Origin of the sequence: Pseudomonas sp. IT-P12, assembly GCF_949767465.1 — a bacterium.
Lineage (GTDB): Bacteria > Pseudomonadota > Gammaproteobacteria > Pseudomonadales > Pseudomonadaceae > Aquipseudomonas.
Genome location: NZ_CATKPY010000027.1, coordinates 271,137 through 285,515, shown reverse-complemented (window position 1 = coordinate 285,515; position 14,379 = coordinate 271,137). Strand labels below are relative to the sequence as shown.

Sequence of the window (14,379 nt, the reverse complement as noted above, 5' to 3'; positions counted from 1 at the left end):
GATCTCCAGAAATCAGTAATCGATCGGGTCGCGGATGATCGGGCAGGTCATGCAGTGGCCACCGCCACGTCCACGTCCCAGTTCACCGGCGCTGATGGTGATGACTTCCACCCCGGCCTTGCGCAACAGGGTGTTGGTGTAGGTGTTGCGGTCATAGCCGATCACCACGCCGGGCTCGACGGCGACCACGTTATTGCCGTCGTCCCATTGCTCGCGCTCGGCGGCGAAGCTGTTGCCGCCGGTTTCCACGACGCGCAGTGCCTTGAGGTTGAGGGCGGCCGCCACGGTATCGAGGAAGTTGCTTTGTTCGCGGCGGATATCGATGTGCCCGGGTTTGCTTTCGTCAGGGCGCAGGGTGAAGGCGACGATCTGGTTCACCACCTCGGGGAAGATCGTCACAAGGTCGCGGTCGCAGAAGCTGAACACGGTGTCCAGGTGCATCGCCGCGCGGGACTTGGGCAGGCCGGCGACGATCACGCGTTCCACCGCCTTGTTCTTGAACAGGTTCAATGCCAGTTGGCCGATGGCCTGGCGGGACGAGCGTTCGCCCATGCCGATCAGCACCACGCCGTTACCGATCGGCATCACGTCACCGCCTTCGAGGGTGGCGCTGCCGTGGTCCTGGTCCGGGTCGCCGTACCAGATCTCGAAGTCGGCGTTGGTGAACTGCGGGTGGAACTTGTAGATGGCGGTGGTCAGCAGAGTTTCCTGGCGACGCGCCGGCCAGTACATCGGGTTCAACGTCACGCCACCGTAGATCCAGCAGGTGGTGTCGCGGGTGAACTGGGTATTGGGCAGCGGCGGCAGGATGAAGCTGGAATGACCGAGAAAGTCGCGGAACATCTTGATCGTCTCGCCGCCGAAACTGTCCGGCAGGTCATCGGCGGACACGCCGCCAATCAGGAATTCCGCCGCTTTGCGCGGTTCCAGGCTTTTCAGCCACGATTTGACTTCATTGATCAGGCCCAGGCCGACCGAGTTGCCGGTGACCTTGCGCTCCAGGATCCAGTCCAGCGCTTCGGGGATGGCGACGATGTCGGTCAGCAGGTTGTGCATTTCCAGCACATCGATTCCGCGCTCGCGCATTTTGGTGACGAAATCGAAATGGTCACGCTTGGCCTGGGCCACCCACAGCACATCATCGAAAAGCAGTTCGTCGCAGTTGTTCGGGGTCAGCCGCTGGTGGGCCAGGCCGGGGGAGCAAACCATGACTTTGCGCAGTTTGCCGGCTTCGGAATGTACGCCGTACTTAACTTTTTCCGTGGTCATTACAGTGATCCTCCAGACAAAACAATCGTTACAGGGTCAGGAAACCGTCGTACAGCCCGTACGCCGCCACCAGGGCGCCGACGATGACTGCCGCGAAGATCAGCTTCTCGACGTTGGTGAAAACCGGTTTGTTGACTTCAAGCTTGGCCTTGGCGAACAGGATCGCGCCGGGGGCATAGAGCAGGGCCGACAGCAGCAGGTATTTGACGCCACCGGCGTAGATCAGCCAGATCGCGTAGATCAGGGCGACAGCGCCGATGAACAGGTCTTTGCTGCGCTCGGAGGCCGCGTTCTCGTAACTCTCGCCACGCACCGCCAACAGCAATGCATACGCGGCCGACCACAGGTAAGGCACCAGGATCATCGAGGTGGCGAGGTAGATCAGCGACAGGTAGGTGCTGGCCGAAAACAGCGTAATGATCAGGAACAGCTGCACCATGGCGTTGGTCAGCCACAAGGCATTGACCGGCACATGGTTGGCGTTTTCCTTGCGCAGGAACTCCGGCATGGTGTGGTCCTTGGCGGCAGCGAACATGATCTCCGCACACAACAGCACCCACGACAGCAGCGCGCCCAGCAGCGAGATGATCAGGCCGACGCTGATCAATACCGCCCCCCAATGCCCGACCACGTGTTCCAGCACGGCCGCCATCGACGGGTTCTGCAGTTTGGCCAGTTCCGGCTGGGTCATGATGCCCAGCGACAGCACGTTCACCAGCACCAGGAACAGCAGTACGGTGATGAAGCCGATCACGGTGGCTTTACCGACGTCGCTGCGTTTTTCCGCACGGGCCGAGAAAATGCTTGCACCCTCGATGCCGATGAACACCCAGACGGTGACCAGCATCATGTTGCGCACCTGGTTCATCACACTGCCCAGGTCGGGGTTTTTCACGCCCCAGATGTCAGCGGTGAAGATGTCCAGCTTGAAGGCGAAAAGCGCAATCAGGACAAACAGCAGCAGCGGCACGACCTTGGCGACGGTGGTCACCAGGTTGATGAACGCCGCTTCCTTGATCCCGCGCAGCACCAGGAAATGCACGGCCCACAACAGCACCGAGGCGCCGATCACCGCGGCCGGGGTGTTGCCCTCCCCGAACACCGGGAAAAAGTAGCCCAGGGTACTGAACAGCAAAACGAAGTAACCGACGTTGCCCAGCCAGGCACTGATCCAGTACCCCCAGGCGGACGAGAAACCCATGTAGTCGCCGAATCCGGCCTTGGCGTAGGCATAGACACCGCCGTCCAGATCGGGTTTGCGATTGGCCAGGGTCTGGAACACGAAGGCCAGGGTCAGCATGCCAACCGCAGTGATTGCCCACCCGATCAGCACGGCACCGACATCGGCACTGGCCGCCATGTTCTGCGGCAGGGAAAAGATCCCGCCACCGATCATCGAGCCAACAACCAACGCAACAAGTGCACCAAGTTTCAGTTTTCCGGGAGCTTCAGACATCGCATGACTCCAGTGCAGGAGAAGAGAGACAACAGAATAAATCTGTTAGCAATTCAATCGTCTGACATAGATCAGTGCATGGGTACATTCCATTGATAATGAAGCGCTTATGAAACCTTCCAGGGCATAAGGGGGAATCGCCGGAGAAGCCCTGTCCAGAGGCCTTGGTCAAATAAAATGGAAACAACAGCGTTTAACCCGAACTTTTAAGCTAGTTCTTTTTCGGTTTTGTGCAAATTTTGTCGGCTTTTTCGGTTTTGCAACGTCTGGTAAAAATCCAGCAACAAAATCGCTCTCTCCGTTAACGCGTATAGAATCATTGGCTATAAATAAGAGGCAAACTTTGGCGTTATTCAATAAACGTTATTACCCTGTCCCTATTTAGTTAAATCCCATCATGTGACGGTTTCTCGATCATGGTTAATCTCCCGGCTCGATCGGGAAAATGGAGACGCAGGCATGTCGCAACCGACGCAAAAGCTCCGCCTGAGCGCGCTGATCGCGCTGGTGGTGGGTTCGATGATTGGCGGGGGGATCTTTTCCCTGCCCCAGAACATGGCCGCCCGCGCCGATGCCGGTGCGATCCTGATCGGCTGGGCGATCACCGCCGTGGGCATGCTGACCCTGGCCTTCGTGTTCCAGACCCTGGCCAACCGCAAGCCCGAACTGGATTCCGGGGTCTACGCCTACGCCAAGGCGGGGTTTGGCGACTACATGGGTTTCTCGTCCGCCTGGGGGTACTGGATCAGTGCCTGGCTGGGCAACGTCGGTTACTTCGTTCTGCTGTTCAGCACCCTGGGCTATTTCTTCCCGGTGTTTGGCCAGGGCAACACGCCTGTCGCCATCGGCTGCGCGTCGGTGTTGCTGTGGGCCGTGCATTTTCTGGTGATGCGCGGAATCAAGGAGGCGACCTTCATCAATCAGCTGACCACCGTGGCCAAGATCGTCCCCTTGATCATGTTCATCGTCATCGCCGCGGTCGCCTTCAAGGCCGAGGTCTTCACCCGTGACATCTGGGGGCGCAGCAATCCGAATTTTGGCGGCGTGATGGACCAGGTGCGCAACATGATGCTGGTGACCGTGTTCGTGTTCATCGGCATCGAAGGCGCCAGCGTGTATTCGGCGCGGGCGGAAAAGCGCGCGGATGTCGGGCGGGCGACGGTCATCGGTTTTCTCGGGGTGCTGGCGCTGCTGGTGCTGGTGAACGTGCTGTCGCTGGGCATCATGAGCCAACCGGAACTGGCCAACCTGCAGAACCCGTCACTGGCGGCCGTACTGGAACACATCGTCGGGCCCTGGGGCGCGTTGCTGATCAGCATCGGCCTGGCGATTTCGCTGCTGGGCGCGCTGTTGTCCTGGGCGCTGCTGTGCGCCGAGATTCTGTTCGCCACGGCCAAGGACAAGACCATGCCGGCGTTCCTGAAAAAGGAAAATGCCAACCATGTGCCGGTCAATGCGCTGTGGCTGACCAACGTGATGATCCAGATATTCCTGCTGATCACGCTGTTCTCCGCCGGTACTTACACCAGCCTGATCTACCTCGCATCCTCGATGATCCTGGTGCCGTACCTGTGGTCGGCGGCCTATGCCGTGTTGTTGAGCGGGCGGGGGGAAACCTACGAGCATGCGTCGGCGGAACGCACCAAGGACCTGATGATCGGCGGCATTGCCCTGGGGTACGCGGTCTGGCTGTTGTATGCCGGCGGGATGAAGTATTTGCTGTTGTCGGCGCTGCTGTACGCGCCGGGGGTGATTCTGTTTGCCAAGGCCAAACACGAGCAGGGCGAACCGCTGTTCACCCACATTGAAAAAGGCATTTTCACCTGCGTGATCATCGGCGCCGGGTTGGCGGCCTATGGCTTGTACAGCGGCTTGTTGTCGCTTTGACGGTCCGTGCGCCATCGTGAGCAGGCTCGCTCCTCCACTTGAACCGGGCCGCGCTTTGTGGAAGCGAGCCGGCTCGCGATGGGCCCGTCAATTCACCACCATTGCGCACGATGGGCGCCCAATTCCCCGGCGGCAATCGCCCATTGCACTGGAGTACCGGTGATTTTCAGTGGCACCTGCAACCGATGCGCCGGGCCCCACGCGGTCTGTTCGACCACCAGGCCCTGATCGTTTTCGTCTTCTGGGCGCAACGGTTTGTCGGTGCCTGCGCCATGCTCGATCAACAACCTCGCCGTGCGCGCCAGGGAGAGTCGGGCCGACCCGCCCAGCCCGCTGTTCAAGCGCCGGGCCAACAGGGTGATCGCCGCAGCCGCCATCAGGTACCCGGTCGCATGATCGAGCGCCTGCACCGGCAGCGGCAGCGGTTTGTCCGCCTGTTTCCACTGCTGGCCGGCCTCGGCGATGCCACTGCTCATCTGCACCAGGCTGTCGAAGCCGCGACGGTTCTGCCACGGGCCGCTCCAGCCGTAGGCATTCAGGCAGACGTCGATCAGGCCGGGGGCGAGCGCCTGGCGTTCGGCGACACCGTAACCCAGGTGTTGCAGGGCATCGGCCCGGTAGCCGTGGAGCAGAATGTCGGCATCCCTCAGCAGGCTTTCGAACAGCTGGCGATCAGACGTGTCGTGCAGGTTCAGGCGCGCGCAACGTTTGCCCAGGGTGACTTCAGGGACCACGCCCGGTTCGTTCCAGGTCGGCGGGTCGAGGCGCAAGACGTCGGCGCCGAGCCCCGCGAGGAAACGGCTGGCGACAGGGCCCGCGAGCACGCGGGTCAAGTCCAGCACCTTGAGCCCGGACAGCGGTCGCGCCACCGAACCTGGCCAAGGTTGGATGGGCTGGCGGTTGCCTTCGGTGAATGCGATCAGCGGCTCGCTGTTCACGGCCTGGCCCTGGGGATGGGCCTGCCATTGCGCCCAACTGCGCATTTCGGCAGCGCAGCCACCGGCGGCGACCACCGCGTGCTCCAGTTCGGTCTTGTTCCACCCGGCCACCTGTTTCGCCATCGCGGCGCGATCGGCACAGGCACCGAGCACGCTTTCGGCGGCAGCCCGGTGATGGGGGGCGTTGGTGTGCAGGCGAATCCAGCCGTCCCGGGTCGCGTAGTCGCCGGCAACCGGGTCCCACAGCGGCGGAACGCTCCAGCCGGTGGGGCGGATCGAGGTGGCGAACCAGAACGAGGCCAGGCGCCGGTCGACTTCAACATGGGGCAAGCGCCCGTTTTCCTGGTGCAACAGCTCGCTGACGGCTTGACCGGCGGCTGCAATGCTGGCGCTGGCCAGGTCGGTCACGGCAAACGCCGAGGGCAGGGCGCCCTCGGACGTGAACGGAATCGGGGTGTGGGGCAAGCCGAGCGCGGCTTGAATGGACGTGAGTAAATCAGTCATCGAAGGCCCTCCGGAGCGAGAGCCCGATCATAGATCAAAAAAGCGATGGCGCTGGATGAAACCTGTGGGAGCGGGCTTGCCCGCGAAGAGGCCCTGACCTTCAACACCTCTATCGCCTGATCAACCGCTTTCGCGGGCAAGCCCGCTCCCACAGGGATCGTCGGTGTTGCCTACACCCGGAACTGATCCATCAGTTTCATCTGGTGGGTGGTCAGCGCGTTGAGCTGGCTGCTGATCTGCGCCGACTCGGTGGCCTGGCCGGTCAGGGTCTCGGTGACGGTGCGGATCGCCGAGACGTTCCGGTTGACCTCTTCGGCCACGGCGCTCTGTTGTTCGGCGGCGCTGGCGATTTGCAGGTTCATGTCGCTGATCACCGTGACCGCGTCGCTGATCTTGCCCAGCGCTTGCACCGCTTGCTGGATCTGCCCGGCATTGCTGTGGGCCTGGGTCTGGCTCGAGTGCATGGTGGCGACCACGCCACGGGTGCCGGTCTGGATGCGTTCGATCACCAGGCGTATTTCCTCCACCGAGTCCTGGGTGCGCTTGGCCAGGTTGCGCACTTCATCGGCCACCACTGCAAAGCCGCGACCGCTCTCGCCGGCACGCGCTGCTTCGATGGCCGCATTGAGGGCCAGCAGGTTGGTCTGCTCGGCAATGCTGCGGATGACCTCCAGCACCGAGCCGATCTGCTCGCTGTTGACCGCCAGGGCCTCGACTTCGGTCACGGCCTTGCTGACCTCGTCGGCCAGTTGGTTGATGTCGCGGGTGCTGCGCTCGATGATCGACAGGCCATCGCGGGCGGACTGGTCGGCACCCTTGGCCGCGTTGGCGGCGTTGGAGGCACTGTTGGCGACGTCGTGGGCGGTGGCGCTCATTTCGTTGGACGCGGTGGCCACCTGATCGATTTCACGGAACTGCACCTGCATGCCTTCGCTGGTCTGGCGGGCAATCTCCGAAGACTGGTCGGCGGTGCCCCGGGCGTCGGTGATGCTCTGCTTGATCTGCGCAATGGTCGGCTGCAGTTTGTCGAGGAAGCGGTTGAACCAGCTGACCAGTTCACCCAGCTCATCTTTCTTGCTGTAGTGCAGGCGCTGGGTCAGGTCACCGTCGCCGCTGGCGATCGCCTTGAGCATCTGCGCCACGCTGTTGATCGGCCGGGTCACACCCGACGCCGTCAGCCAGATCAACAGCAGGCCGATCAGGCCGGCGACAACCGCCACCGACACCGCCTGGATCGTGCCGCTTTGCTGGGCGTCATCAAGGACCGCCTGCAATTTCACCGAGTCGGCCAGCAGCACTTGCTTGGGCAAGTCGATGACCACCGCCCAGGCGTTGGCATCGGGAATCGGACTGACCGGGTAGACCGCGCGGATCAGGTCGCCCTGCTGGAGGATTTTCGCTGTCCCGGCGCCGAGCAGTTGCATGATGTCCTTGCCTTCTGCGCCCAGGGCGTCGCTGATGTTTTTACCGACCTTGCCCGCGTCTGCCCCGTAGCCGGCGAGAACGCCGCTGCCGGAAACGATCAGCATGTGCCCGGCGTTGTTGAACAGCTCGCGCTGGGAGTCGACCGCCGCCGCTTGCAGGGCATCGAGGGCGATGTCGATTCCGACGACGCCGATGGCTTTCCCCTCCACCAGCAGCGGCAGGGAAATGGTGGTCATCAGCATTTCCTTGCCGTTGACGGTGTCGGCATAGGGGTCCAGCAGGCAGACGCGCCGGTTGTCGCGAGGGCAGGTGTACCAGCTGTTGTAGGGCGTGCCGTTGATGTTCTGCGTGGTCTTGGTCATGTCGTCTTCGACCATGATCGTGTTGATCCCTTCGCCGCCGGCACGGCTCCAGTAGCTGGCGAAACGTCCGATCTCGTTGGACTGGCGGGCGGCGTCATTGGCGAACTCGCTGTCCCTGCCATCCAGGCCATTGGGCTCGAACGCCAGCCAGATGCCCAGTACCCGGGTGTTGCGCTCGAACGCGGTTTTCAGGCTCTGGTTCAACTCTTCACGCACGGCACCGGCTTCGAGCGACCGCTTGGCGGCCATGGTGCGCATGTCCTTGATCTGGTCGGCCAGGGCAGTGACCACCAGCAGGCTTTCGCCGAACGTCTTCTGCAGCCGCACCGCCTGCTCGGCGGCCTTGGCCTGCAGCCGTTCCTGCACGCTGTCGGTGAGCATCTTGCTGCTGGAAGCGCTGACCAGCTCATCGTTCCGGTTGGTCTGGTAGAAGTTCATGCCGACGATCAGCACGACCACGCCCAGCAGGCAGAGACCGGAGAGCAGGACGATTTTCAGGCGAATGGACAGGGAGTCGAACATGGGACGAACTCAAGTAGGAATGAAGTGATGACGTGAGTCGAAGCCCGACCCGGTTCGCCAAATCCATTCAGCGCCATTGACTGCACATCGGCGTGCCGGAGAAGCGCATGAGTCCACTGCCGACGAACGGTCGTGGTTGAACGTTTGCGCGGGGAAATGTGCCGAAAAGACTGATAAAAACGGGAAAAAGCAGGGTGTATGCGGCGGGGAAAATGACCGGGACGTTCGGGTTCAGCAGCCTTGCGGCAGGGACTCCGGTCGGGTCCAGATCCACAGGTTGCCCAGGCTCATGCCCGCGATGGCGAGGTAGATCGGCCAGCCATGGTCGAGCATGACCAGCATCAACCCGGCGCACAGCAGCATGCTCGCGGTGGCGCTGACCTTGGCGCGTCGCGCGATGACCTTGCCATTGCGCCAGTTACGCAGGATCGAACCGAACAACCGATGGTTTTCCAGCCAGGCACTCAGGCGCGGCGAACTGCGCGTGGCGGCCCAGGCGGCCAGCAGGATGAATTCGGTGGTCGGCAGACCGGGCACGACAATGGCGATCAGTCCGATGGCCAGGCTGGTGTAGGCGAGCGCACCGTACAGCAGGCGGGCGAGTTTTGAGGGTGAACGTTGGGGCATGCGGGTTCCTTGTGGGAGCGAGCCTGCTCGCGATGGCGATTTTCCAGTCACTGCGAAGGTGAATGTTAAATCTCCATCGCGAGCAGGCTCGCTCCCACAGGTGTTTATTCTCAGACGGGTTCGGGGGTGGTGGCGTAAGCCTGTTCCAACAATACGGTGAAGCGGTTGAACGCGTCGATGGCGCCCTTGTCCATTTCGGCTTCTTCGTCGGCGGTGAGTTCCAGCTCATCCAGGGTCTTGACGAAGGTTTTCCAGCCTTGCGCACGACCCCCGGCCGGTTCGCCGAGGTGGCGGGCGCCGAAAGTTTCGCTCAGGCCAAGGCCCATGGCGCGCTTGATCAGGAATGCCGCGCCCAGTTTCGAGCCTTCGGAGACGAAGAGCCAGCCCAGTGCCTCGGCCTTGCTCGGGTTGTTCACCGCACCGGCGACCGGTGCCGGCACTTCGGTGTCGAGGTCCGCCAGGTCGGCCTTGGCCGCCTCGGCCCGGCAACGCGCGGGCAGGTCGCCGACCAGCGCAACCAGTTCCGGGTCGTTGTACAGCGCCACCAGTTCCGACTGGAACAAGTACTGTGCGACCACAAATCGGGCAAAGTTGGTCTGGGTTTCAAAAGGAGCGTGGGCTTTGACCAGGGCGTCGAGCTTGCTGTGAGGCTCGTGGGTGATCTGGTTCAAGCGTTGCGAACGCAAGGCAGGGCGTTGAGCAGTGTCCTGGGTCGTCATGAAATATCCTGCAAGAAGAGGGGGCTTGGTAACGAGACGTACAAGAAGACGCCTGACAGTAAAAAAACTCACTGTGCGGCTCGATGAAAACCGCACAGCGAGGTATTCAGGATCAGATGTCCCAGACCAGGTTGACCGCGAAGTTGCGACCCGGTTGAGTCAGGCGGTCGAGGTTGGCCGGCTGTGTCACCGACGCTTCGCCGACGTTGTCGTAACCGCGCACGGAATCCCACTGCCAGTATTTTTTGTCGGTCAGGTTGTACAGGCCGGCGTTGAGGGTGAGGTCGTCTGTGACTTTGTAGAAACCGGTCAGGTCGAGCACCCCATAGCCTGGCGTCTTGAACTGGGTGCTGATGCCGTCCGGCGATTTGAAGCGGGTGTCATCGACGCGATCCTTGTTCTTGACCAGTGTCCAGCTGAGCAAGGCACCGTAGTTGTCGGCGTCGTAGCCCAGGCCAAACACGCCGGTCAGCGGGTTGACGCTGTTGATCGGCTCGCCGGTGTCGTTGTTGCGGCCGTACAGGTAGCTCACCGAGCCCTGCGTGTAGAGGCCTTGTGGAGCACCGAACGCATTGAGGTTCAGGCGGCCCTTGAGCTCGGTACCCTTGATCGTCGCGTGCTTGATGTTGGCACTGCGGAATGTCAGGTCGGTATAGCCGGGGGTGACGGCGTCTTCCTCGATGAAGTCGCGGTACTTGTTATAGAACACCGCGACCTCGAACGAACCCGATTCGAAATTGCCACGCAGCCCGGTTTCGACGCCTTTGCTGGTTTCCGGCTCAAGGTCGGGGTTGGGTTGCACGCTGTAGCCGGCGGTGGTGTTGTCGTAACGTCCGTACAACGCTTTGGCGGTCGGGGTGCGGAAACCCTCGGCGTACTGGCCGAACCAGGTGTATTCATCGGTCAGGGCGTAGGTCAGGCCGAATTTTGGCGACACGCGGTTCCAGGTCTTTTTCTTGTCGCTGACGGTGCCACGGCCGTCGGCGGCCACGGTGTTGAGGAACTCCTGGGTGATGTCGGGCTTGAGCTCGGTGTAGTCATAGCGGACGCCGGGCAGGAAGGTCCATTTGTCCCAGCTGATCTGATCCTGGGCAAACAGGCTGTAGGTGTTGATGGTCGGGTCCGGGAAGTCACTGGATTTGTTCAGCACATCCGCAGGACTGATGGCGCCTGCGCCGGTGCAGCGCACGCCCACCGCGAGGCAGGTGCCGCTGCCGCTGCGCGACCCGGTGACTTTCTGCTGCTTGAGTGTGGTGCCGTAGGTCAGCAGATGGTCGGTGTCGGCAATGCTGAAGGCCTTGTCCAGTTGCGCGTCGAAGACCCACTGCTTTTCTTCGTAGAGCGTTTCGCGAGTGCGGATCACCCGACGGGTGATCGGGTAGTAATACTCTTCGGTGCTCTGATCGGTCTTGGCGATCTGATAGTTGAGGCTCCACTTGGCGTTGTCGGCCAGCAGGCTGTCGAGGGCGAAGCTGTGCTCCAGGCCGAAACGTTCACGGCTGATGGTGTCGTTACCGGTGCGCCACTGGTACATGCCGCCGGGCAGAACACTGGACGGAATGGTCGGTGCGCCCTGGAAGTACGGGCCGCCGTAGGCGCTTTTCTGATCGGTGTCGCGGTCGTCCTTGTACTTTTCGTAGACCAGGCCCAGGCGCGAATCTTCGTTGTAGTTCCAGCCGACCTTGGCCAGTACGTTGTAGGTCCGCACGTCTTCCGGGTTGGCGGCGGTGCGGCTCAGGCCGGTGCTGTTGTGACTGCCGTAGGATTCGATTTCATGACCGTCGCGCTGGCTGTAGTGCAGCAGGCCGTCGAACTGATCGGCACGCCCGGCGACGGTGGCGGACTTGAGCCAGCTGTCGTCGGCCGAGCTGTAGCCGGTTTTCAGGCGAGCGCCGACGTCCTTGCCAGGCTTGATGATGTCATCCGGGTCGAGGGTGAAGTAACTGACTGCGCCGCCAATGGCGTTGCTGCCGTAGAGCACCGAGGCCGGTCCGCGGAGGATCTCCACGCGCTTGATGATTTCCGGGTCGACATAGTTTCGCTGGCTCTTGGCGTAGGGCCCGTTGAAGAAACCGTTGGGGATTTCCACGCCATCGATCTGCGTCAGGATGCGGTTACCGTCGATGCCACGGATGTTGTAGCCGCTGATCCCGCCACGGGTTCCGGCCCCACCCACCGACACGCCCGGTTCGTAGCGCACCAGGTCCCTGATGTTGTTGACGTTGTTGCGGTCCAGTTCTTCGCGGGTCTGGACCGTGACGGTGCTGGGCACGCTGTTCACGTTCTGCTCGTTACGCGTGGCGCTGATGGTCACCTGCTGCAGATTGAGGGTGTCGGCACCGGTGCGGCGTTCGAGCACGATGTTGTTGTTGCCCAGTTTGCGGTAGCTCAGGTTGGTCCCCACCAACAGGCGTTCCAGGGCTTTCTCCGGCGGCAGGGAACCTCGTACACCTGGCGAGGCGACGCCTTGCGCCAGATCAGCCGAAAAGCCCACCTGCCAGCCGGTGACCGTGGTGAAGGCATTGAGGGCCGAGACCAGCGGTTGCTGCGCGATGGCAAAGCTGTAATCGCCCATGTTGCGTGGGGTCTGCTCGGTGGCGGTCGCCGCCAGCAATGGTGCGCTGCCGGCCATGAGAATGGCGGCGGTCAGCAGGGAAAGTACGCGGGACGAAGAGGAAGAGGCGCAAGTAAGGCGAGAGGACATCGATAGTGCTCCGTGTCGCACGGGTTGTTATAGGTGCAGACAGGCATCCGAAGATGCGAATCAATTGCATTGGCTATAACGAGACGTACGGGCGTCGGCTATCGAGTAAAAATAATTCTCATTCAGTTCAGGATCACCAGCTTCGGGAATTCCTGAAGCCGCGCTGAGGTGATGTGGGCCAGCGAACGTACCACGTCCAGCGGCTGGTCGAGGCGATAGTTGCCGGTCACGGTGACATCAGCCAACTGCTCGTTGGTGTTGATGATCCAACCGGGGTAGTAGCGACGCAGTTCGGCCAGCACCTGATTCAGCGGGCAGTTCTCGAACACCAGTCGGCCCTGGACCCAGGCCAGTTCGGTGGCGGCATCGAGTTTGGCCGGGCGATCGAAGCCGTTGGGGCCGATGCGGATGCTTTCCCCGGCAGACAGGCGGATTCGCGCATCGTTACGGGTCGCGCGCAAGTCGACATCGCCGCGCTGCACCTGCACCTGCGCCACGCCATCGAGGTAGCGCACCGCGAAGGCGGTATCGTGCACGCTGGCCTTGACCGGTCCGGCATCGATTTCCAGCGGCTGGCCGAGATGGGCGGGCACTTCGAAAAACGCTTCGCCCTGATACAGGCGGGCCACGCGCTGGCGATCGTTGATGGTGCTGGAAAACGCCGAATTGGTATTGAGCAGGACTTTCGAGCCGTCCTCCAGTTGCACGCGCTGGCGCTCGCCGACCACGGTCAGGTGGTCGGCCTGCAGGCGCATGGGCAGGTTGCTGAAACTGAACAGGCCGAGGATCAGCACGGCCGCCGTGGCCAGGGGTTTCCAGTGCGGGCGCAGGCGTGCGAGCACGGTGACTTTCGCTGGCCGCGCCGCCAGGTGTTGTGCGCACTCCGCCACCTGTGGACCCTCCCAGATCGCCCGGGCCTTGGCGTAGGCTTCGGCATGCAGGGCAGAGGCTTCCAGCCACTCGTTGAACTGCTGGCTCTGTTGCGCGCTCGGACTGTCCATCACGATCAACCAGTCCAGTGCCTGGTCCATCGCGCTTGCGGGGTCCTGCGCCGCAGGGGGCGCCGGAGAGTGGTGGATGTCCGTCACGGTGTTTCCTCGCAGTGTCTGTGCACGGCTGTTTTATGAATGAGGCCTGAAAGCGGCCAAGAGTAGCAAAGCCCGGCGGTCTCAGTCGTGGTTCAACCGGTCGGCGACACCGACGCAGATCGCCATGATCAGCTTCAGCTCCTTCTGCACGGTGCTCAATGACACGCCGAGCTTTTCGGCGATTTCCAGGTAACTGTGCCCGTGCAAGCGGCTGAGGATGAAAATCTGTTGCTGGCGGCTGCTGAGTTCACTGAGGCTCACGTTCAAACGCTCCAGCAATTGTTTGGCATGGGCGGCGTCCTCGGCACTGCTGGCCGGCGCGGCGACGCTTTCGACCACGTCCGGCGGCACGTCGTCGAGCATCGTGCGCGACTGGATGCGCCGCGCCCGAAGATGGTCCAGCGCCAGGTTACGGGCGGTCTGGAAAACGAACGGCTCCAGGTGATCGATGGCCCGCTCGCTGAGGGCCCGGGTCACGCGCAGGTAGGTTTCCTGCAGCAGGTCTTCGGCGGTGCTGTGATTGTTGACCATCCGCTCCAATGTGCGCAGCAGCGAAACCCGCTGGGCGATGAAGACGTGATTGAAGCGCGATTGACTCACGGGAAGACCTGATCCATTTCGATCAGATGATAATGCTTATCATCTGCGCGAGTGGTCAAGTGTTGATTTTCGCTCGTCGTGTAATGCTGTCGAAAAATCCGTGGGAGCGGATGAATGCCCGCTTTGCAGCCACCGAAAATCCCTGTGGGAGCGGGCTTGCCCGCGAAAGCGTAGGGTCAGGCGACAACGTTGTCGGCTGGAAAACCGTCTTCGCGAGCAAGCCCGCTCCCACAGTTGGCGGGGCTGAACACAACCTTTGCATCCACCCGAAATGTCCA

9 protein-coding genes and 2 pseudogenes are annotated in these 14,379 nt (G+C 62.0%); 1 reads left to right on the top strand and 10 read right to left on the bottom strand.

Annotation, left to right across the window (positions count from 1 at the left end; all coding sequences use genetic code 11):
- Window positions 1–12 precede the first annotated feature (12 nt).
- Window positions 13–1,269, bottom strand: coding sequence for an arginine deiminase (gene arcA / locus ACM6IM_RS28190; RefSeq protein WP_192305595.1), 1,257 nt, complete (start codon window positions 1,267–1,269; stop codon window positions 13–15).
- A gap of 28 nt (window positions 1,270–1,297) precedes the next feature.
- Window positions 1,298–2,725 carry an arginine-ornithine antiporter gene (gene arcD, locus ACM6IM_RS28185; RefSeq protein WP_192305597.1) on the bottom strand — a complete coding sequence of 476 codons (1,428 nt, stop codon included), beginning with the start codon at window positions 2,723–2,725 and terminating at the stop codon, window positions 1,298–1,300.
- Between the two features lie 459 nt (window positions 2,726–3,184).
- On the opposite strand from arcD (ACM6IM_RS28185), the gene arcD (ACM6IM_RS28180) reads away from it, so the two are divergent.
- Window positions 3,185–4,612, top strand: a complete 1,428-nt coding sequence (gene arcD, locus ACM6IM_RS28180; RefSeq protein WP_414866904.1) for an arginine-ornithine antiporter — start codon at window positions 3,185–3,187, stop codon at window positions 4,610–4,612.
- Window positions 4,613–4,704: 92 nt separating this feature from the next.
- Here the strand turns inward: arcD (ACM6IM_RS28180) and ACM6IM_RS28175 are convergent, their stop codons facing one another.
- The 8 genes and pseudogenes from ACM6IM_RS28175 to ACM6IM_RS28140 all read right to left on the bottom strand — a co-directional run bounded on the left by ACM6IM_RS28175 (window position 4,705) and on the right by ACM6IM_RS28140 (window position 14,101).
- Window positions 4,705–6,054 (bottom strand): CoA transferase, encoded by a 1,350-nt coding sequence (locus ACM6IM_RS28175; RefSeq protein WP_414866903.1) that lies wholly within the window; start codon window positions 6,052–6,054, stop codon window positions 4,705–4,707.
- Window positions 6,055–6,224: 170 nt separating this feature from the next.
- Window positions 6,225–6,749, bottom strand: a pseudogene (locus ACM6IM_RS28170) (methyl-accepting chemotaxis protein); the annotation flags it as partial.
- Between the two features lie 381 nt (window positions 6,750–7,130).
- Window positions 7,131–8,090: pseudogene (locus tag ACM6IM_RS28165) on the bottom strand (chemotaxis protein); the annotation flags it as partial.
- Window positions 8,091–8,594: 504 nt separating this feature from the next.
- Complete coding sequence (locus tag ACM6IM_RS28160; protein ID WP_414866902.1) at window positions 8,595–8,990, bottom strand: YbaN family protein; 396 nt, start codon at window positions 8,988–8,990, stop codon at window positions 8,595–8,597.
- Between the two features lie 110 nt (window positions 8,991–9,100).
- Window positions 9,101–9,709, bottom strand: a complete 609-nt coding sequence (locus tag ACM6IM_RS28155) for a biliverdin-producing heme oxygenase (RefSeq protein WP_414866901.1) — start codon at window positions 9,707–9,709, stop codon at window positions 9,101–9,103.
- Between the two features lie 112 nt (window positions 9,710–9,821).
- Window positions 9,822–12,413, bottom strand: coding sequence for a TonB-dependent receptor (locus tag ACM6IM_RS28150; RefSeq protein WP_414866900.1), 2,592 nt, complete (start codon window positions 12,411–12,413; stop codon window positions 9,822–9,824).
- Between the two features lie 122 nt (window positions 12,414–12,535).
- The gene (locus tag ACM6IM_RS28145; RefSeq protein ID WP_414866899.1) at window positions 12,536–13,501 is read right to left on the bottom strand and encodes a FecR family protein; all 966 of its coding nucleotides are present in this window, start codon (window positions 13,499–13,501) and stop codon (window positions 12,536–12,538) included.
- An 81-nt stretch (window positions 13,502–13,582) separates the two neighbouring features.
- A complete protein-coding gene (locus tag ACM6IM_RS28140; RefSeq protein WP_414866898.1) occupies window positions 13,583–14,101 on the bottom strand; it encodes an RNA polymerase sigma factor in 519 nt (172 codons plus the stop codon).
- Between the last annotated feature and the right edge of the window lie 278 nt (window positions 14,102–14,379).

Bases quoted from the DNA above. Each gene is read 5' to 3' on its own strand.
- ACM6IM_RS28155 (WP_414866901.1), bottom strand. From the start codon at position 9,709: ATGACGACCCAGGACACTGCTCAACGCCCTGCCTTGCGTTCGCAACGC.
- arcA (WP_192305595.1), bottom strand. From the start codon at position 1,269: ATGACCACGGAAAAAGTTAAGTACGGCGTACATTCCGAAGCCGGCAAA.
- arcD (WP_192305597.1), bottom strand. From the start codon at position 2,725: ATGTCTGAAGCTCCCGGAAAACTGAAACTTGGTGCACTTGTTGCGTTG.
- ACM6IM_RS28150 (WP_414866900.1), bottom strand. From the start codon at position 12,413: ATGTCCTCTCGCCTTACTTGCGCCTCTTCCTCTTCGTCCCGCGTACTT.
- arcD (WP_414866904.1), top strand. From the start codon at position 3,185: ATGTCGCAACCGACGCAAAAGCTCCGCCTGAGCGCGCTGATCGCGCTG.
- ACM6IM_RS28175 (WP_414866903.1), bottom strand. From the start codon at position 6,054: ATGACTGATTTACTCACGTCCATTCAAGCCGCGCTCGGCTTGCCCCAC.
- ACM6IM_RS28160 (WP_414866902.1), bottom strand. From the start codon at position 8,990: ATGCCCCAACGTTCACCCTCAAAACTCGCCCGCCTGCTGTACGGTGCG.